The sequence below is a fragment of the Streptomyces sp. NPDC047081 genome, from assembly GCF_040643775.1.
Classification (GTDB): domain Bacteria; phylum Actinomycetota; class Actinomycetes; order Streptomycetales; family Streptomycetaceae; genus Streptomyces.
The window spans coordinates 1-19,690 of the sequence record NZ_JBEYUY010000060.1; the positions used below are offsets into that span (position 1 = coordinate 1).

Here is a 19,690-nt window from a genome sequence, read left to right on the forward strand (position 1 = left end):
GACGCGCCGCCGCTACGCGGCGGCATTCCGGCTCCGCCGGAATAGGCCAGAACTCCGTTCCGGCCTACCGGTCCACTCCGTGGCCCGGAACGGGAGCCGGCTCCGCCGTCTCCCAGGCGGGATCGGTGCGCTCCGCGCTCCGATCCCGCAAGAACGGCTGGCTACAGAGGGTTGGCGAGGCGTCAGGGGGGCTCTGCGGTGGGCGCTAGAGATATCTGACCCTGCGTCAACTCTCATGCCCCCCTCCCGAAAAGTCAACACAGTCAACCAAATTTAGATACTCTCAGACAAGCCATGTGCGTCATTCTTAAGTGCCGGATAGAGTTTGGAATAATAGATACGTTCCCATCCAGGCAGACTGTGCGAGTGAATCCAAAATACAGGCCAATCTGATATTGACCCAGAATGCAGAATCATGAAAGGGATAGGAATGACGCGTATGGTCCTTCGCTCGCATCAGTTTGAGGCAGTTGACTCTGTCCTTCGAAATCTCTCAGAAAAGCCTGGTACAGGTGTTCCGCCCGATGGTTTGAGGACGCAGGTAATCGCCGCTACCGGCTCGGGTAAGACCCTGATTGGAGTGGAGTCCGCGAATCGGCTTTCGGCGCGTCGGGTGCTGGTTTTGGTGCCGACGTTGGACTTGCTGACGCAGATGGCTGCTGCGTGGCGGCAGGGTGGGCGACGCGGTGCGATGGTCGGTGTGTGCTCGCTGCGGGCGGAGGAGAGTGCGGGTCTGCCCTGCACGACGGACCCGCGGGAGCTGGTCTCCTGGATGTCTGGTCCGGAGACGGTGACGGTGTTCGCCACCTACGCCGTTGTGGGTCTGGGCGTTCTGCAGCGGGCGCATGCGGCCGGCCTTGCGGTGTGGGACCTGATGGTGGTGGATGAGGCGCACCGGACCAGTGGGGATGTGGGCAAGCCGTGGGCGGCCGTGCACGACCAGGCGCAGATTCCTGCGGTGCGTAGGTTGTACATGACGGCGACGGCGCGGGTGTGGGAGGCCGAGGGGGCTGCTCCGCGGCTGGTGGCGAGTATGGATGAGGGCTCGCCTGTCTTCGGTCCGGTGGCCTACAAGCTGAAGTTGTCGGAGGCGATCCGGCTGGGGTTGGTGGCGCCGTATCAGGTGTTGTGCCTGGATATCCGTGATCCGGAGCTGTATGCGGTGCTCACGAGTGAGGACAGCGGTTCGGACGTCGTACGCGGCGCTCGGCTCGCGGCTGTGCAGACCGGACTTATGCGTGCGGCCGCCGAGGAGCGGTTCCGGCGGGTGCTGTCCTTTCACAGTCGGGTGAGCGAGGCGGAGGCGATGGCGGTCTCGGTGCCGGCGGTAGCGGCTAGGCTCGCCGAGGATGATCCGGAGTTCTTCCCGCCTGCAGACCAGGTCTGGGCGGATTGGCTGTATGGCGGCCACGCGCCGGTGCATCGGCGCGTGGTGCTGGATGAGTTTGCCTCTGATTTTCTCGGTGGGCCCGAATTCTTGGGGCGCGATATTCAGGCGCGGTTGCGGGTTTTGAGTTCCGTGCGGGTGCTCGGGGAGGGGGTGGATACCGCTGAATGTGATGCGGTGCTTTTCGCGGATGCTCGGGGCTCGATGGTGGATATCGTGCAGATGGTTGGGCGCGCCCTGCGTATGGAGCCTGGTGCCGGGAAAATTGCCACGCTGATCGTGCCGGTATTTCTTGGTCCGGGCGAAGATCCGAATGAGTTGCTTACCTCGGACGCGTACGGGAGCCTCGTGAAGATCCTCGGGGCGCTGCGGGCGCACGATACGGAGACGATCGAGGCGTTTGCTGATCCTCGTGTGCGCAACAGCCGTCTGGGGTCGGAGGGCGGTGGCTTCGGGGACGAGCAGGACGTCGTTGGTGAGGATGAGTTGCCGGTGTCGGCGAGGGCGGCTGGGGTGTTGCGGTTCAGTGGGGGGCGCGATCCGGGGGCGCTGGCGCAGTTCGTTCGGCTGCGGGTGATTGACCCCGAGGGGGTGTATTGGCGGCGTGGGATCGAGGCGGCGACGCGGTGGCGGCGGGAGACCGGCGCGAGCGAGCTGCGGGTGCCGTACACGTATGTCACGCCGGAGGACTGGCCCGCGATCGGTGGGCATCCGCTGGGGGTGTGGGTCGCGGATCAGCGCCGCTCCTACGCGGCCGGGACTTTGGAGGCGGCTCGGGTGGTGGAGTTGGAGGCGCTGGGCATGGTGTGGTCTGTGCAGGCGAGTGCGTGGGATGAGGGGCTGGCCGTGGCCCGCTCGTACGCTGCCGTGCACGGGCATTTCCTGCCGTCCGCTCCGGTGGTGTGGGAGGGCTACCCGATCGGGACGTGGGCGAAGAACCAACGTGCGGCGGCCCGCAAGATCCGAGTGAACGCTGTACGGCGTGCGGCTGGAGAGCTCGTCTCCTGTGCTGGTGAGTTGTCGGAGAGCCGTATGGAGGCGTTGGAGGACGTGGATCCGGGGTGGTGTCCGGAGTGGGAGATCAGCTGGCAGCGTGGCTATCGGCTCGTTCTCGCTCACGTCCGGGCCGGTGGCGGGCTTCCCGGTGTGGCGGGCGAGGTGATCGTGCAGGGTGAGGACCTGGGCGCGTGGATCGGCGGGCAGAGGGTCTCGTGGGATCGGTTGGTGCCGGCGCAGCAGTATCTCCTGGAGACGCTCGGCATCGAGCCCGTCGGGGACGGCGGGGTCCCGGTGCTCGCCCGTCGTGCGCAGGACGCCCGGTGGGCGGTCAACCTTGCGGCTGCGCGGGCCTTTCACGCCCGCGAGGGGCATTTGACGGTGCCTCGTAAGCATGTGGAGGTCGTCGGCGGCGAGTTGGTCAAGTTGGGGGCTTTCCTCGACAACACTCGTCGGCGCGCCGCCAAGCTGGGCTCCGGACGCCGTGCCGATCTCGACGAGTTGGGCATGCGCTGGTAATGCCGAAGCGGGGTTGTATTCGGTGCCGAGCCAGGCAGTGCTGTCGGCCGGGCAGTGTTGTCGGGGGCGGGGTGAGGGGGGTGGTCACCGGTGGGTTTGGCCGAGCAGGGCCATGGCCTCGTCGAGCCTTGTGCGGGCCCAGTCGTATTGGCGGGTGTCGGTGTGTGCGCGGTAGACGGTTTCGATGACCATGATCAGTGTGAGGTAGAGGCCGTAGAGGCTGCGGCGCACCTGCTGGGACGGGGTCAGGTTGCCGTGGCCGTAGCCGCGCAGGAAGGCCGTCGGATCGCCGAAGGCGGGCAGCTGGGTGCCGGTGAATCCGGCCTCGATCAACGGGTCGCCGTAGAAGGCGCGTTCGTGGTCGATGATGCAGACGATCTTTCCGTCGCGGACCATGACGTTGCTGTCCCACAGGTCCCACTCGACCAGCCGCGGCTGGGTGACCTCCTCCAGGCTGGCGGCGTGGTCGGCCACCACCGCCCGGACGGTGTCGTAGGGCCGGCCGATGTCGACGCTGCGGCGTTCGCCGTCGTGCAGGACGTCTTCGAGCATGCTCGTGAACACGCGCCGCCAGCTCGCATCCCCCGGCCCCGTCAGCGGTCCGAAGGCCGTGCCGCGCAGCGTGTTGATCTCCCGGTTGGCGGCGCCGACCTGTTCCCCGTAGGCGTCGCGCTCGGCGGCGGGGAGCGTTTCGGCGATGATGCCGAGGTTGTCGGCGTCGACGTAGGGCATGAAGAAGTAGTCGGCGTCGCACAGTTCGCGGCTCTGGTCGGCGAAGTCGACGGCCGGGACCGGCACCGCGGTGTGCGTGCGCAGGAGTTCCAGGGTGGCCAGTTCGGTCGCCATCGCGCCGCGCTCGTAGGTCATCACCTCCACCTGCGGCGGCGGGGCGATCTTCAGGACGACCTGGGCGCCGTCCCGCAGGCGGATGCGGTAGGCGACGTTGAACCAGCCGTGCCCCAGCTCGCTCGCCCAGCCGTCGCCGGCCGGCACGCGGCCGGCACCGTAGGCGCGCTCGACCATTGCGCGCAGCGTGGTGGGTGACTGCCTGTTCTTGGTGATGCTCTCCACACCCTGCCCCTTCGATCCGACCTGCAAGCCCGGCCACCCGGAGGGTGGGCCCCCGGGGGTCGGCGACCGGCGGTCTGGGCGCGGCCGCTTCCCCGGGCATGACATCACATGGCCTGGTGCAGGAACACGGGCGCCCGGGGGTGCGGCGGCCCCCGCCACGCCACGCCCCCGGCCGGCCCTCGGGTCGGGGGTATCCGTCAACTGCCCTGCCGTGTCCGCCCGGACGGCGGGCCGCCAGGTGGTGGGGGGCGGTCTGTCCTGCCAGAGTCTGCGGGCTCCCCCCATGGGCCGTGCCCCGGGCGGGGTCCGCATCCGGCTTTGAGCAGCAGGCCGGTCGTTGCTGACGCTGGAGTGCGTGACGAAGGCCTTCGGGCGGGTTGATGGGACGCGTGCCGGGCCGGTTGGCTCCGGGCTTCCGGTATCCGGTGGGCGGTGGGCGGTGGGCGGTCTCGGGTAGTTCGGCACACCGGTGGACATCGTCGAACGAGGCCCTCTGCGTTCCCGGTCGGCTGCCGTGCAGGGCGCCGCCGGCCGCCTCGACCGGTCTGCTGGATCGGGGCACCCCGCGCGGATCGGCTCTGCCCGGCTTTTCCTTTCCGGTGAGCCGCGCGACGGAAGTAACCGATTGCCTGAACGCGCGCGCGGGCCGGGGTTAGCCTCGTGTCCCCTTCGGGTGAACTGGCGTACGACGAACGTGACTTCGGGAGACGTGTGTTGTCGGGACAGCGGCCGGTGCCGGCGGACGATGCGGGTGCCGCGCTGCGGCAGACCGGTTCCTCACCGCTGCGCGAGGGCGACCCTCGGCGTGTGGGCCCCTATGTGCCGATGGCGCTGCTCGGCAGCGGTGGCATGGGGCGGGTTTTTCTGGCCCGTCCCGCCGACGACAGCCCCGGCCTGGCCGCGGTGAAGGTGATCAGGCCGGAGTACGCGGACGATCCCCGATTCCGGCGCCGGTTCGAGCGCGAGGCGTCGGTGCACGCCCGGCTTCGTACCCGGCACGCACCGCGTCTTGCCGGCACCGGCTTCGATGACGAGCTGCTGTGGATGGCCACCGAGTATCTGCCCGGCTTCGATCTGGCGCAGGCCGTCGGGGAGGTCGGCGTACTGGATGCGGGCGCGGTCTGGCGGCTGGTCGCCGAGCTCGGGCAGGCGCTCGCGGACCTCGGCGCTGAGGGGATCGTGCACCGGGATCTGAAGCCGTCCAACGTGCTGCTGTCCGCCGGGGGCGCGCACGTGATCGACTTCGGTATCGCGAAGGCTGCGGACGCGAGTGCGATCACCGGTACTGGAAACCGGGTGGGGACTCCGGCCTACATGGCGCCCGAGCATCTGAGGGAGGGGCGCTCCGATACGGCCTCGGATGTGTTCTCGCTGGCCGGGACGCTCGTCTACGCGGCGGCGGGGCGGGCGCCGTTCGGCGAGGGGACCGGTGTCGACGTGATGCACCGGGTGGCCTACGAGGATCCGGATCCCGAGGTGATCGGTCGGGTCTCGGCGGCGGACGGGCGGCTCGGTTCTTTGCTGACCGCCTGTCTGGCCAAGGAGCCCGAGCGGCGGCCCGCCCCGCAGCAGCTCGTCGACGCGGCCGCCGCGTGCGCTGTTGTCTCCGCCGCCTGGCCGCAGCCGCTGGCCGGCCGGGTGGCAGTCCGGCAGCGGGCTTATGAGGTGCTGCGCCGCGTGCCCGTCGCGGACCTGGCCCCTTCCGGGTCTGCCGCTGCCGGTGGCCGGCCGGCAGGTCCGTTAGCGCGGGAGCCCGAAGCTGCCCCGCCCGGCTCGGCAGGCGGGGGCGAGGCCGAGGACGGGCCGGTGAAAGCTTCTGCTTCTGCCGGGGGGCGGAGGAAGCCGTGGCTGGTCGCCGTCGCGGGCCTCTCGGTCTGCGCGGTGGTTGCGGTGGTGTTACTGCTCGTCCGCCAGGGCCCGCCCGCCACCGGCACCGGCACCGGGCACGGCGCTGCCACCACGGTCGTCGGTACCGCGCCCGGTGGCGGCTCCGGTGCGCGGGTGTCCCCGGGTGCGAACGGGCAGCCGCGCCCGAACGTCGACGGCGTCGCCGTCGACGACCGCCAGAACGCGACCGCCTCTGCCCCGCAGCCCGGCCCTTCCCACTCCGTCGGCGAGCAGCACGACGACGCCTCCGCTGCCGGCAGCACCCCGGAGGCCACCGCTTCCTCCCCCGCACCGTCCGCCGACAGCCCGCCCGCCAAAACCGCGCCCTGGCTCACCGAGTGCACCTACTACTCCGGCAACGGACGCACCCGTCTCGGCGACAGCGGCAAGCGTGTACTGCAGGTGCAGTGCATCCTCACCAGGCGCGGATACAGCGTGGGAGACACCGGCGTCGACGGGGAGTTCGGGCCCGACACGGAGTCTGCGGTCCGGGCCTTCCAGACCGAGCGGGGGCTGGACGCCGACGGCATCGTGGCCCACGACACCTGGAACGCCCTGCGCAGCACGACCTGACACCCCGGCCGCGTATGCACGGGAGTCCTTGCGCCGGTCGTGCCGGGCGCCACGACCGGCAGCGCCGGAACCGTGACCGCGGCTTGCACGGCCGCTTCCGCGCTCACCTCTGGGAGGCCTCACCAACTCCGGTCCCCGACCGGTGACTTCACCCATCCCCGCTTTCGATCTTCGCATTTGGTCGGGAAGCACTGGACCCGGAGGCGGTCCTCCCCCACGTCTTCTGGCATCGTGCCGCCCTGAGGCAGTCGCGAGGTGCGCGTGACGGGAGATGATGATCGCCCCTTTTCGGCCTTGCGGTTCGATTGTCTGGTATGCGAAGGAAGTTGACCCAGGGGCGGACGATTGACCGGTGACGGCGGGGTCTGCTCCGGGCGGCGCGCATCACCGGCGCGCTCGCCGGGCGCTTCCGTCGCGGAGCGAGCCGGGAGATCCAGCACGCGGCTGCCGGGACGAGGCCTGCCGCCTGCCCGCGGAGGCGTGCCGGCGCGGCGGCGCCCCACCGGACGTCGGCCGCCGTCCCACCCGGACCTTCCTCGATGCCGCACTGCCTGGCCCCTGTGGTCGAATGCCCGCCCCGGCCGGAGCCGGTGCATGCTCACCGGTGATCCGGTGGAGCGCCGGCTCTGTCCGCGGCCTGGCACCGATACCCGCAGCGGGCTGTGCCTGCCCGCGCGGCTCACCGGCGACGACACGCTGCCGGGCGGGCCGGCGAAGGCCGTCGGACGAGACGCGGGCAGCCAGATGCACGGGCCCCTCCCGTACGACGCCCGGGCCCGCGAAGAGTGAGTTACTCGGGTGCCGCCCCGGCGGTGCGGGGCAGGTCCTCGTCGGCGGCGGGCACGGCGGTGATGCGTGGCGCGGGTACCGCGTCCCCGAGGGCCAGCAGGCGCGTACGGATCTCCTCGGCGGCGGTCGGGTCGGTCCGGATCAGGAGGCGCACCGCGCGTTCCCAGACCGTGCGGGCCGCGCCGGGGTCGCCGGTGGCGAGGTAGGTGTCGCCGAGGTGGCACAGTGTTCCCGCCTCGCTGAACAGGTCGCCGACCTCGCGGTAGAGCCGTAGCGCGCCCTGGTAGGCGGCGATGGCCCGCCGGTGCTCGCCGAGGTGGTGGCGGGCCACACCGAGACTGTCCCAGGCGCCGGCCTCGGCGTACCGGGTACCGGTGGGCAGGCCGGCCAGGCCTCCGAGGGCCTGCTCGAAGTAGGCGGCGGCCGTGTGGTGTTCGCCCCGCAGGAGATGACTGCAGCCCAGCGCGTGCAGGGCACTGGTCTGCGCGGCCCGCTCGCCCAGGGCCCGGTAGAGGGCCAGGGCCCGGCCCGCCGCCTCGAGCGCCGCGCCGTGATCGCCGAGGCGGTCCAGGAGCCAGCCGTGGCTGCGGTGGGCGTGGGCCAGGCCGAGCCGGTCGCCGAGGTCGGCGAACAGGTCGAGGGAGTGGCGGATGTGGGTGCGGGCGTCGTCGTAGCGTTCCAGGCGGGCCGAGGCGCGGGCCAGTCCGCGGTGCAGATGGGCCTGGGCCGTGCGGTGGCCGTCGCGGAGGGCCGCGTTCAGGCCGAGGCGCTGCAGGGCGGCGCCGTCGTGCCAGTGGCCCTGGCGGTCCATGAACCGTTCCAGTGCCCAGGCCAGGCCCCACACATGGGCGTGGTCGCCGCGGGCGGCCGCCCGTTCGGCGACGGCGGCCAGCACCCGTGCCTCGGCCGTGTACCAGCGTAGTGCCTGCGCGTCGTCGGCGAAGGACGCGGGATGCGCCCCGCCGGCGGCGGCGGGCAGTGGATGCAGTCTCCAGAAGGGCGAGTAGACGCGGCCGGCGGCGTGTGCGGTGTGCAGATAGTGGTCCAGGAGACGGCGTACGGCGGCCTCCCGCTCGGGAGCGTTCTCCTCCGCCGTCACGCGTTCGGCCGCGTAGGTGAGCAGCAGGTCGTGGCCGGCGTACCGGCCCGGTAGGTGCTCGGTGAGCAGATGGGCGCGGGTGAGCTCGGCGAGCAGACGGCGGATGGCCGCCGGGTCCTTGCCCGCGACGGCCGCCGCGGCCGGCAGCGAGAGGTCCGGGCCCGGATGCAGGGACAGCAGCCGCAGCAGGCGTGCCGCGCCGGGGCTGAGCGCGCGGTAGGACCAGGACAGCACGGCCCGTACGTCGCCGGCCGGGTCCGCGTCGGTGAAGGCGTCCAGGCTGCCGTGGGCCGTGCGCAGTTCGTCCGCGATCGCGGCCAGCGGGAAGTGCGGGTGGGCGGCGGCCCGGGTGGCGACGACGGCCAGCGCCAGGGGGAGCCCCCCGCAGCGGGTGACGATCTCCTCGACGGCTGCCGGGTCGGCCAGGACGCGGTCGGCGCCCAGGCGGCGGGTCAGGGACTCGCGGGCCTCGGCGGCCGGGAGCCGGTCCAGTGCCAGGGGGCGCGCGGCCTCGGCCGTGACCAGGCCGAGAAGCCGGTCGCGGCTGGTGACGACGACCAGGCAGCCGGGGCTGCCCGGCAGCAGGGGCCGGACCTGTCCGGCATCCAGCGCGTTGTCGAGCAGGATCAGCACCCGGCGGCGGGCCAGCAGGCTGCGATACAGCCCCGCCTGGGCGTCCGCCGCGGCGGGTAGGCGCTGCGCCGGCACGCCGAGGGCCTCCAGGAAGCCGCGCAGCACCTGTGCCGGATCGGCCGGGATCCCGCCCGGGTCGAAACCGCGCAGGTTGATGTACAGCTGCCCGTCGGGGAAGCGGTGGGCGGCGCGGTGCGCCCACCGCACGGCCAGCGTGGTCTTGCCGATACCGCCCATGCCGCTGATCACCGCGATCCGGGCTCCCGCCGCGTCCCTCGCCGACAGCTGCGCCACCTGGGCGAGTTCGGAGCGGCGGCCCGCGAACGCGGCCAGGTCGGCGGGCAGTTGGGCGGGGCGGACGAACGGGGCAGCCGGAGGGATGGTTTCCGGACCGGAGGGGATGGCGGCCGCAGTATCGGCCACCACACTCAGCCGGACCGGCGCGCTGTCGCCGCCGTCGCCCGGCCCGGACGACCCGGACGACCCGGACAGCTCGGACGACCGGGACGACCCGGACAGCCCGGATAGCTCTGGCGGCAGGGGCGGCGCGGACGGCCCGGGTGGCGCGGGTGGCGCGGGTGGCGCGGGTGGCGCGGGTGGCGCGGACGGATGCGTACGGGCGTCCTCGCGCAGGATCTCCTGCTGCGCGGCCCGCAGCTCCACGCCGGGCTCGACGCCCAGTTCGGCGGTGAGCCGGGCTCGGACGCGCTGCCAGGCCTCCAGCGCCGCCGCCCGCTGCCCGGTGGCCGCGAGCGCGCGCACGAGGAGGGCCTGCAGCGGTTCGTCGAGCAGGTGCTCGGCCGCGGCGCGGTGCAGCACGGCCAGCAGCTGCCCGGCCCGGCCCGTGGCCAGTGCCGCGCCGGCGGCCTCCTTCACCACCGCCAGGTACTCGCGCTCCAGGGCGTTGAATGCGGGGTGGGAGCGCGCCTCCACCGGGACACCGCCGGCGACCGGCCCGGTGCACAGGTCCAGCGCCTCCAGCAGCAGCGCCACGGCAGCCTGCGTGCCCCGGATCCCGCGCTGCCGCGCCCGCCCCACCAGCTCCCTGAAACGCAGCAGGTCGAGTGTCCCGGGCGTGGCGTGCAGCCGGTACCCGCCCGCGTCCCGTAGCAGCCACCGGCCCGGGGCGCGGACCGGCAGCCCGGGCTCCAGCAGCCGGCGCAGCACACCGATGTGCCGGTAGACCGCGTTGGCGGGCGAACGGGGCGGCGACTCGCCCCACAGGGCGTGCTGCAACTCCTCCATGGCCACGGGCCCCGGCGCGTGCGCCATCAACTGGGCCAGCAGCAGGCGTTGCTGGGCCGCACCCAGCGCCACCTCCTTCCCGTCGCGCCATACCCGTACCGGCCCCAAGACCTCGAACCGCATCGTCACCGTCGTCGTCCCCGTGTCCCCGTGTCCCCGTGATGTCCGTCCCCGTGCGCGTGCCCGCGTGCGGTCAGGCGGCCGGCAGCTGGTCGATCCAGCCCATCACCAGCGCGTTGAACTCGGCCGGACGCTCCTGGAACAGCCAGTGCCCGACCCCTTCGAGGACCGCGGACGCGCTGGAGGGGTGCCGGCTCAACGCCTCCTCCCAGTCGCCGTCGATCCCCTTGGCCTTCAGCGAGGCGGCCGCCGACAGGGACAGCACCGGGCAGGCGCGCCGCGACAGGTAGCTCTCCACGCCCGGCCGCACCGTCAGCGCGGCGGCCGCCTCGTCGAACAGGCCCTGGAAGACGTCCCGTACCGTCATCGGATCCATGCCCACAATCCGCCGGCGGTGCCAGACCCGCAGCGCGTCCGCGTCGGGCCCGTCCGCGGCGAGGTTCTCCAGCCCGCCCAGGACCGCCACCGCGGCAGCGGCCGGATCGGGGACCCGGAAGGCGGCGGCCAGCTGCGGCGCGAACGGCGCCTCGAAGCCGTAGCTGGGCTCGACCGCGACGACGGCCCGCACCAGGGAGGGGTACTCGACCGCCAGGACGGAAGCGACCACGGCACCCATCGAGTGGCCCACGACGACCACCGCAGGAGCGTCGACGTTTTCGAGGAGCTGCGCGAGGTCCGCGGCGAAGTCGCGGGGGCGCATTCCGCCCGTCACAGCGGTGGACCGGCCGTGACCGCGCAGATCCGGGGCGATCACCCGGTGCCGCGCCGCGAACGCCCCGATCTGCGCCGACCAGTCGTGCGAGTCGCAGGTTCCGCCATGCACCAGCAGCAGCGTCTCGCCCGCACGGCCGTCGGCCGGTTGCTCGTCGGTGTGGAACAGCCGGTTGCCGTTGATCATCGTGTACGTCATGTAACTCGCTCCCGGTGCAAGGGGGTTGGTGGGTGGCGGGAGCGTAGGCAGGGGGCAGTGGACGAAGTGTGCCTGGCTTGTGACCGGCGGCCTTCCCCGATGACGGTCGATCTTCCGCCGCGCCTCGGCCGCCCCGACGGGATCGCATTCCTTCAGCGCGTCCCGGGCGGTCTGCCAGGCGTGCAGAGCCTCGGCGGGATCACCGGCCACGTGAGGGGCGCCGCCGGGCCGGTCCAGGACGCAGGCCTCGTTGCACAGGTCACCGGCCTGCCGGACAGGGGCAAGGGCGCGCCGGTGACAGCCGGCCGACGGGTCGTGACGGCCCCGCTGGCGATGGAGGTGGCCGAGGGTGTCCCCGGTGCAGCCCCCGGCGAGCGGGATCTCCAGCTCCTGGAAGAGCGCGGGTGCCCGATGCGCGTGGTCGAACGCATCACGGGCCTCACCCAGGCAGGCCTGTCCCCAGGCCGTCGCCACCAGCACACCGGCCCCGCCCCTGCGCGCCGCGGCGCGCAGGCCGCACGCCCGGTACGGACCGAGCACGGGCGCCACGCACTCGAACCCTTCTGTGAAACGATCTTGACGCGTCATCAGCTCCCCCAGGGCCAGACGCCACGGCGCCCGCCCGTTGCCGTCGCCGACGGCGAGCTGGCCCAGCTCGCCCAGGGCCGCCCGCAGATGCCCGTCGGCCTCGGCGCACCGTCCGAGCATCCTGCAGGCCCGACCGAGCCCGCCGTGGGCAGGGGCGAGGGCCTCGGGATCGGCGAGTCTGCGGGCGGCCCTCACCGCGGTGCGCTGCATGGCGAGGTACTGCGGCCCGTGTCCCCACCGTTCGTGCAAGCGCTCCGCCCACCCGGCCAACTGCCAGACACGGGTGCCGAGTCCGAGGCCGGCGGCCCGGCGGAATGCGCCGCACAGCACCGCCCGCTCGCCCGTGGGCCAGGCCAGGGCTGTCGGCGCGTCGGCCAGGGGCTGCGCCGCCGACACCGAGGGCCCGGCCGGTGCGACGGGGATGATCACGGCCGTCGGGCGGTCGGACAACACCGCGGCGGCACGGGCGGTGTGCACAAGGTGGTCGAGCAACCGGCGCCGGCTCGCCCGCCGCTCCTGCTCGCTCTCGGTGGCGCCCACCAGTTCGGTGGCATACGCGCGCAGCAGGTCGTGGCAGGCGTACCGGCCGGGCGTACGCTCCGCGACGAGGTGCGCGTCGGCCAGCTCGGCGAGCAGGGACCGGGCCTGGGAGACCGGTCCACCCACGAGGGCCGCGGCGGTGTGGACGGTCAGCTCCGGCCCCGGATGCAGGGACAGCAGCCGGAACATGCGGGCCGCCGAGGCACCGAGTGCGTCGTACGACCACGAGAACACCGCCCGTACGTCGCGCGCGGGGTCGGCGTCACCCAACGCCGCCAGCCCGCCGTGCGCGGCCCGCAGTTGTCCGGCCAGCGTCGCCAGCGGCAACGAGGGCCGGCCGGCGGCGCGGGCGGCCACGACGGCCAGGGCGAGGGGCAGCCGCGCGGTGAGCCGAACGATCTCCTGCGTCGCACGGGGCTCGGCGGCCACCCGGCCGGCACCCAGCCGCAGGGCCAGGGCCGAGCGGGCCTCGGCCGGCGTCAGCGCGCCCAGCGTCAGCGGGTGGGCACCGTCGGCGGAGGCCAGGCCGCCGAGCCGGTTGCGGCTGGTGACGAGCACCAGACAGCCGGGACTGCCGGGCAACAGAGGCCGGACCTGAGCGGCGTCACGCGCGTTGTCCAGCAGGACGAGCAGTCTGCGCCCTGCCGACAGGCTGCGATACAGGGCTGCTCGGGCGTCGAGCCCCTCGGGTATGCGGGCCGCCGGCACGCCGAGAGCGGCCAGGAATCCCCGTAGGACCTCCTGCGGCCGCACGGGTCGCGCCGCGGGGCCGAAGCCCCGCAGGTCGGCATACAACTGCCCGTCCGGGAAGCGTCCGGCCACCTCGTGCGCCAGATGTACGGCAAAGGCACTCTTGCCGACGCCGGGCGGGCCCGTGACGGTGCTGATCATGGGGGCGGGCTCGCCACCGGCGTCGTCGAGCAGAGTACGCACGCGGTTCAGGTGCGCCTGTCGGCCGGCGAAGACCGGCAGCACGGGCGGCAGGCGGGCCGGCCCGGCCGACGGGCGGACCCAGGCGCCGGGCGACACGGCCTCCGGCCGGGCCCGGGCGCTCGCCGCAACGTCCTCGCATGCCCCGCCGGCGGCCGCCCGCAGCCGCGCGGCCATCAGCCCGGGGCCGGGACCGACACCCAACTCCCGCGCGAGCCGGCCGGCCACCATACGGAACACGTCCAGCGCCTCGGCCCGGCGCCCGCCGGCCGCAAGCACATGGACCAGCAGGGCCTGCAGACCCTCGTCCAGCGGATGCCGGGCCGCGCTCTCCGAGAGGGCGGGCAGGACACGCTCCACCCGGCCGCAGCGCACCGCCACCTCGGCCGCCTCACGCACCACCGCGTCGTACTCACGGTCCAGCTCGGCGAAGACGCGATGCTCGGGCGCCCGGGCCGGGCATCCCGCGGCCCGGCCGCGGCGCAGCGCGAGCGCGTCGGCGTACCCGGCGACGGCCTGCCGCACATCACCGTGCGCCCTGGCCCCCGCCACAAGCCGGCGGAACACCAGCAGGTCCACACAGCCGGGCGGCACCAGGAGCCGGTAGCCGCCCCCGCCCCGCAACAACCAGCTGCCCTCGGCCCGCTGCGGCAGCCCCGGCTCCAGCAGCCGCCGCAACTCCCCCACATGACGGTGCACCATGTTCACCGCCCGCGCGGGAGGCCCATCCGCCCACAAAGCCTCCACGATGTCCGCCAACGCCACCGGCGAACCCGCTCGGGCCAGCAGCAGGGCCAGCAGGGTACGGCGCAGCGGCGGCCCCGCCGCCACCTCGGCCCCGCCCCGCCACACCCGTAACTCCCCCAGCACCACGAACCGCAATGGCATCGATGTCATCCGTCCCGCCCCCCTCTGGTCCCCATGCTAGGCAGCGGCAGGGCCCGCCCCCACGGAGCAGGACATACCGGGCGTGGCACCAGGGCCGTGACCGCCGGACGGCAACCACGGGAACGGCCACGAGAGGGGTCGGCGGGACAGGCCGCAGGAACGGCTACGAGCACGGCTCGGCGGAACAGACCGCGGGAGTGGCTACGAGCCGGGGTCGGCGGGACGAGCCGCAGGAACGGCTACGCGCACAGCTCGGCAGGACAGCAGCCGCGGGAGTGGCTACGAGCCGGGGTCGGCGGGACGAGCCGCAGGAACGGCTACGGGCGGCTACGGCGGGACGGGCCGCGTGAACGGCTACGCGGCCCTCGCGACCACCTCCGCGATGGCCTCCAGCGCGTCATGGCGCTCGAACCCGGCCCGCAGGGCCTGCGCACGCGCACGGTAGCCGGGCTCGGCCAGCACGCTCAGCACAGCCTCGCGGACCTCCCGCGGCGAGGGATCCCCGGTCCGCAGATCCACCCCCGCCCCGCTCCACTCGACACGCGCCGCCACCTCGGGCTTGTCCTCTCCGTCGCCGCCCACCACCAGCGGCACCCCCTGCCGCAGGGCCTCGTGCACACCGCCGTACCCGCCATTGGTGACCAGCACACACGCATACGGAAGAAGCGCATCGAAGGGCACGTACCCGCCGATGCGCGCATTCGCCGGCACCGCCCCCGCCCCCTCGACCACCGCCACACCGTCCGCGCGCCCCGTCACGGCCACCACCAGGACGTCCTCCCCCGCCAGGGCATCGAGCGCCGGACGCACGAGCCTGCCCAGATCACGGTTGTCGAACGACCCCTGCGTGACCACCACCACCGGCCGCTGCGCACCCTCCACATCCGCCCACCACTGCGGCAGCGGCCGCGGCGGGCGCGGCACGGCCGGCAAAGGACCCACGAACCGGAACGAAGACGGCAGATCACCCCGCGGATACTCGAACTCCGGGACAGTCAGCTGGAGATAGTGATCCGGCGCACTGACCATGCAGTCAAGGACGAACCCCGGCAACTCGACGCCACACTCCCCGAAGTTGTCCTCGATGTGCCGCTGAGCACCAGAAAAAACCTCCCTGACCTGGTCATTCATCTCCCGGTGCCGCTTCTTCGCCCCCTCCCCCGCCAGCGGCGGCATCGCCAGCCCGATCGGCGGCGCATCCTCACTCAGCACCGTCGGCATCGTGATACCCAGACCGATAGTGAGCGGCCGGCGCCCGCGCGGAGCCGACAGGCTCAAGGCCGCCGCCCCCAAAAACTGCGGATCACTGATCACCACCGAAGCCGGGAACCGGCGGGCCAGCAAAGTCCGCAGCGCACGATACTGGGCAGGGGCCGGATCACCGAAAACATGCTTCAGGTCATACTCCAACTGCGCCGGACCCGGCGGGAACGCGGCACGATCGGGAAAATACAGATCCAGCCGCCGGTCATCGAAATCCGCGCCAGGCGGCAACGACACATGCAGCGCACCGGCCGCCCGCACGTCCTCGGCGAACCGGCTACCCGTCAGGACCACCACCTCGTGCCCGCGCCGCACCAGATCCGACACGACCGTGAGAACGGGCTGGACATGGCCGTGAAACGGCGACGCGGCGGCAACAATCAAGGTCACGGTGGGCTCCCTCGCTCGGTGAACGGTGCCACGCAAGGCTAGAAACCCGATGTGCAAAACAAGTGCGCCAACCCCAGCGCCGGACACGAGGCCTTTCAGGATGCCCGCCGTCACCGAACTCATCGCAGAACTCAGCTGTGCGCAGCCGGTCGTGCAGCCCGTCGGCGGGCGAGGAACACCTACACGCCAGGCCAGGGCGGAGCCCTCCTGGCGCCGTGCTGCCACCGCGCTCCTGCCGGGCCAAGCGTTGGGCGTGTTGAAGTCGGGGCAGACTTCCCCATGTTCCCTCCCTCCTCCAAACCCCTTGCCATCGATCACAACGGCAACCGGCTGATTTCCCTCACCCCCGGCACCGAAGACGACCTCCCCGGCGGCGCTCCCACGCCCATGGCACTGACCGCCCTGCGGCACCACAACGAAATCGCCGTCATCCACCGCCTGCACCTCCCGTCGCTCGCGCACCCCCCTGCCCGGCCTGCACCTTCCAAGGTCCACCATGACCCCGAAATCGCGCACGTGTTCAAACCGCGTCGGGTGCACCGCGGTTCCCTGTGACTCGAAGGGATTGTTGGCCACTCGCGATGATGGTTGGCCAGTGCGGAGCGCCTTCGCCATGGGCCCCTGAGTCGAATCCGCTTGATGCCACCGGGGTCGATGGCGCACTGTTCAATTGACGTTGAACGAGGCGCGCGAAAGAGAGTCGATTGTGCTCCTCGGTGGCGGGTTGACGCGGAACATTTCGGTGGTGGGGGTGTTGTGGCCGGGCGAATACTGAGGCGGGTGCGCCTGCTGGGCCTGACCGCGCTGTTCCTGGTGGGCTCCACGGTCGTGTTCCTGGGCCTTGAGGGTGGCGGTGGCATCCTGCTGCACGTCACGCAGAGCGTCTGGGTGGAGCTGCTTGTATATCCCGCGCTCTATGTCCTGGCGTTCCTTCTCCTCCTGCTCATGGTGCCGCACATGGAGGAGTTCGAGGGCTGGTCCAAGGGCTGGGTCGTCCTCGCGATGATCGTGGTGCCCATCGCTGCTCTGGTCGTGACGTACCAGACCTACACCGGCCTGGACCAGCGGGCGCTGCACGCCCGAGGCCGACAGGAGCGGGCGACGGTGACCGACGTGTACTGGGTCGACGGGGGTGCCGATCCGCCAGCTCACGTCGCGCAGTTGGCCGATCCGTCGGGACAGCCGTTGCCAGGCACGGTGTCCGGGGACGGCCTCAAAGCCGGCCAGACCGTCACCGTCACCGTGGATCCCCGGGGGCAGATCCCGGTGCTGCTGGGCACTCCTTCGACAGGCTCAGGGAAGTTCCGGACCGCGGGCATCGCCGCGGGCGTCGAGATCCTGTTCCTTGCATGGGCGGCCTACCGGGGTGCCGCAGACCGGCTGGCCACGAAGACGACCGACAAGCCGAAGCCAGCGCAGAGGCCCCACGGCGTTCGGACATGACGTACCTGCGGCAACGGCCCCAAGGTTCCTCAGCTCCTGCCCGAACCGCTGCAGAGAGCCGCAGTCGGAAAACATTCGACCCGTGCCGGGAGGCGGCTCCACGCTCGCGACGATAAGACGACCGCCGCGTGGCCTTCGCCGCCCAGGGGGCAGGGCCGCCATGACGCCGCGTGCACGCGTACGACATCCCCTTCCGGAATGCGCCGTGTCCGCATGCCCTGCCGCGCCAGACAGACCCTGAGGGACTCCACCAGGTAGAGCGACGTGTCCCCGCCCCAGGCGGTCACGATCGCGCGTACGGCGGCCCGGCGCTCCGGCTGGCAGTGGCTTCGCCCGAACCGCTCGCGCCCATCAGGAGCACGCACCGTCCCAGCCCGGCGGCGATGTCCACCCCTTCGACGCCCTGGTCGTCTCCGTCCATCCGGACGGCCATGTCGAACTCACCGAGCCGAGCTCGGTGCGAGCCCGCTGGCCGCACCTGGACCGCCTGCCTGACGCCGGGTTCGTCGTCGCCGCGTCCCGCGCCCGCCGGCACGAGGACGCGAACCAGGTCCAGGTCTTCGATGCGCACGGCCGCGAGACCTCCTCCTTCTCCGTCGGGGACACCATCGAGCACCTGCTCGTGGACGAGACCGGCCATACCTGGGTCGGGCACTTCGACGAAAATCCGGCCGGCATCCGCCGCTGGAGCGCCATCACCCCCCTGGACCTCCGACGGCGCCGCCATCCCCGGCCTGTTCGACTGCTACGCCCTGAACGTCTCGGACACCGCCGCCTGGGCGTGCCCCTACACGGACTTCCCGCTCGTCGAGATCCGCCCCGACCGGCCCGTGAGGGTCTGGTCGAACCGCATCAGGGGCGCCCGCGCGGTGGCCGTCCACGGCGACCGGGTGGCCTTCTACGGCGGCTACGGCAAGGAGCGCGACCGACTCGCCAACGCAGAACACACCGAAACTTCCGTCGAGCCGACGGACGCCCGCCAACTCACCCTGCCCGATGGCCCTGCCCCCGGCCGCCGACATGTCATCGGCCCGGGGCAGGATCTACGTCCAGACCGAGCCGCTCACCGCCTGGGGCGTGTTCGACCTCAACAGCTGTGGCTAGGGCCGAGTTCTTGGCCCCACCTCAGGGCGGCCCGGCGTGGCTCCACTCAGGCGTCCGAGGGCGGCTAGCCGCGGCCCCACTTCCAAACCCACTCCCTGGTGAATGCCGGAGCGAGCTGAAGTCGCCCCGGGAGGTGTCCGTTTGGGGTGGGGCCGACGCGAGTCGCCTCAAGGCGGGGCCAAGAACTCCGCCCCGGCAGCCGTACGTAGCGGTTCAGGAGACGTCTGCCCGACGGGGGGCGGCGTCGGCGGCGTCAGTTCGCGGGCTCCCTGCCAGAGCGTCTCGAAGAAGTCCCGGCAGCGGGCGAGGCTTTTCCGGTCTTGTTCGCCGCTTTCCAGTGACCAGCGGTCCAGCCGAGAGCCGCCGAGGATGTCCAGGAGATCACCCTCGGCCGTGTCCGGTCCGGGAGCTGCAGCACAGTCCGGGTCGGGGCGCAGATCCAGCTTGTCGTAGAGGCCCTCGTACGCCACGTCGGTGTTGCTCACGGAACTCTGGAGCGTCGCAGATCCTGCCCCCGGCACCGACCTGGCCGGGGACGTCGATCTGCGCGGTGAAATCCGGTACCAGAACGCGCACATGCACTCTCCGCGCGGGAACCGTACTCAGGCTGTACAGCATGGACCTGACCGGATTGACGAACGTCTCTCCGGTGAAACTCATCGCCGCCACGTGCACCTCTCCCCCGGCTTCGAGCGCCTGCCGGATCTCGGTTTGCAACGCCGCGGGCGTCACCAGAGGGCGCAGAACCTGGTTCAGCCGCTGCAGTTCGTCTTCGAGGCGACGCACCGTGGCGGCCAGGGACTGCTCCGTCTCCTGGTGGGCCGTGTGCGCCGCGTTCAGGCGCTGCACCTCGCTGTACAGCACGTAACCCACCACGGTGAGCAGTGCCCCGCCCAGGTAGACCTTGCCCTGCAACACGTCACCAACGGACTTCACGAACTGGGCGACCAGACCCAGAGCGAAGACAAGGGCGAGAACAATCCTCGTGACGGTCGACTCCGCGCGCCCCCATACGCCGGCCAGTCTCACGCTCCACGACAGCCCCGTATCCGACACAGTTTCCCCCGGCGAGCCGCCGATATCGCCTTCCTGTGCCCAGAGTGCCCGCCAGACCCGCAGACGCGTACGAATATGAGACAGCTGACAGCAACGCCTCTGCACCACAGAAAGCCAGCCCAGCGCCAGCCGCCATCGCTCCTCTCCAGACCACGCACTCACCGCCCTGCAGTCGCGCCCTCTGGCGGGCGCGCTGCCAGCGCGGTCAGCCGGGCCGACCACGGCGCGGCCACCGCCTGCCCGGTACGGTCCGCGGTCC

The 19,690-nt window shown here is 72.1% G+C and carries 10 protein-coding genes and 1 pseudogene; 5 read left to right on the forward strand and 6 right to left on the reverse strand.

The window, feature by feature from the left end; translation table 11 throughout:
* The first annotated feature begins 430 nt into the window (after nt 1–430).
* On the forward strand, nt 431–2,902 hold the full coding sequence (locus ABZ848_RS48885) for a Helicase associated domain protein (RefSeq protein WP_360843441.1): 2,472 nt from the start codon (nt 431–433) through the stop codon (nt 2,900–2,902).
* Nucleotides 2,903–2,986: 84 nt separating this feature from the next.
* On the opposite strand, the gene ABZ848_RS48890 is transcribed toward ABZ848_RS48885, so the two are convergent.
* Nucleotides 2,987–3,973 carry an aminoglycoside phosphotransferase family protein gene (locus ABZ848_RS48890; RefSeq protein WP_360843443.1) on the reverse strand — a complete coding sequence of 329 codons (987 nt, stop codon included), beginning with the start codon at nt 3,971–3,973 and terminating at the stop codon, nt 2,987–2,989.
* A 732-nt stretch (nt 3,974–4,705) separates the two neighbouring features.
* On the opposite strand from ABZ848_RS48890, the gene ABZ848_RS48895 reads away from it, so the two are divergent.
* Both ABZ848_RS48895 and ABZ848_RS48900 read left to right on the forward strand, forming a co-directional pair.
* A complete protein-coding gene (locus tag ABZ848_RS48895; protein WP_360843445.1) occupies nt 4,706–6,433 on the forward strand; it encodes a protein kinase in 1,728 nt (575 codons plus the stop codon).
* 594 nt (nt 6,434–7,027) lie between these two features.
* The gene (locus ABZ848_RS48900; RefSeq protein ID WP_360843448.1) at nt 7,028–7,222 is read left to right on the forward strand and encodes a hypothetical protein; all 195 of its coding nucleotides are present in this window, start codon (nt 7,028–7,030) and stop codon (nt 7,220–7,222) included.
* Between the two features lies 1 nt (nt 7,223).
* On the opposite strand, the gene ABZ848_RS48905 is transcribed toward ABZ848_RS48900, so the two are convergent.
* From ABZ848_RS48905 to ABZ848_RS48915, 3 genes are all read right to left on the reverse strand, one after another.
* On the reverse strand, nt 7,224–10,322 hold the full coding sequence (locus ABZ848_RS48905) for a BTAD domain-containing putative transcriptional regulator (protein ID WP_360843451.1): 3,099 nt from the start codon (nt 10,320–10,322) through the stop codon (nt 7,224–7,226).
* Nucleotides 10,323–10,392: 70 nt separating this feature from the next.
* A complete protein-coding gene (locus ABZ848_RS48910; protein WP_360843454.1) occupies nt 10,393–14,184 on the reverse strand; it encodes an alpha/beta fold hydrolase in 3,792 nt (1,263 codons plus the stop codon).
* Nucleotides 14,185–14,529: 345 nt separating this feature from the next.
* Nucleotides 14,530–15,828, reverse strand: coding sequence for a glycosyltransferase (locus ABZ848_RS48915; RefSeq protein ID WP_360843456.1), 1,299 nt, complete (start codon nt 15,826–15,828; stop codon nt 14,530–14,532).
* Between the two features lie 279 nt (nt 15,829–16,107).
* On the opposite strand from ABZ848_RS48915, the gene ABZ848_RS48920 reads away from it, so the two are divergent.
* Nucleotides 16,108–16,383, forward strand: a complete 276-nt coding sequence (locus tag ABZ848_RS48920; protein ID WP_360843459.1) for a hypothetical protein — start codon at nt 16,108–16,110, stop codon at nt 16,381–16,383.
* A gap of 225 nt (nt 16,384–16,608) precedes the next feature.
* Nucleotides 16,609–17,271, forward strand: a complete 663-nt coding sequence (locus ABZ848_RS48925; RefSeq protein WP_360843462.1) for a hypothetical protein — start codon at nt 16,609–16,611, stop codon at nt 17,269–17,271.
* A gap of 283 nt (nt 17,272–17,554) precedes the next feature.
* Here the strand turns inward: ABZ848_RS48925 and ABZ848_RS48930 are convergent, their stop codons facing one another.
* Together ABZ848_RS48930 and ABZ848_RS48935 are read right to left on the reverse strand one after the other, a co-directional pair.
* Complete coding sequence (locus ABZ848_RS48930) at nt 17,555–17,842, reverse strand: hypothetical protein (RefSeq protein ID WP_360843465.1); 288 nt, start codon at nt 17,840–17,842, stop codon at nt 17,555–17,557.
* Nucleotides 17,843–18,756: 914 nt separating this feature from the next.
* A pseudogene (locus ABZ848_RS48935) lies at nt 18,757–19,690 on the reverse strand (hypothetical protein); the annotation flags it as partial.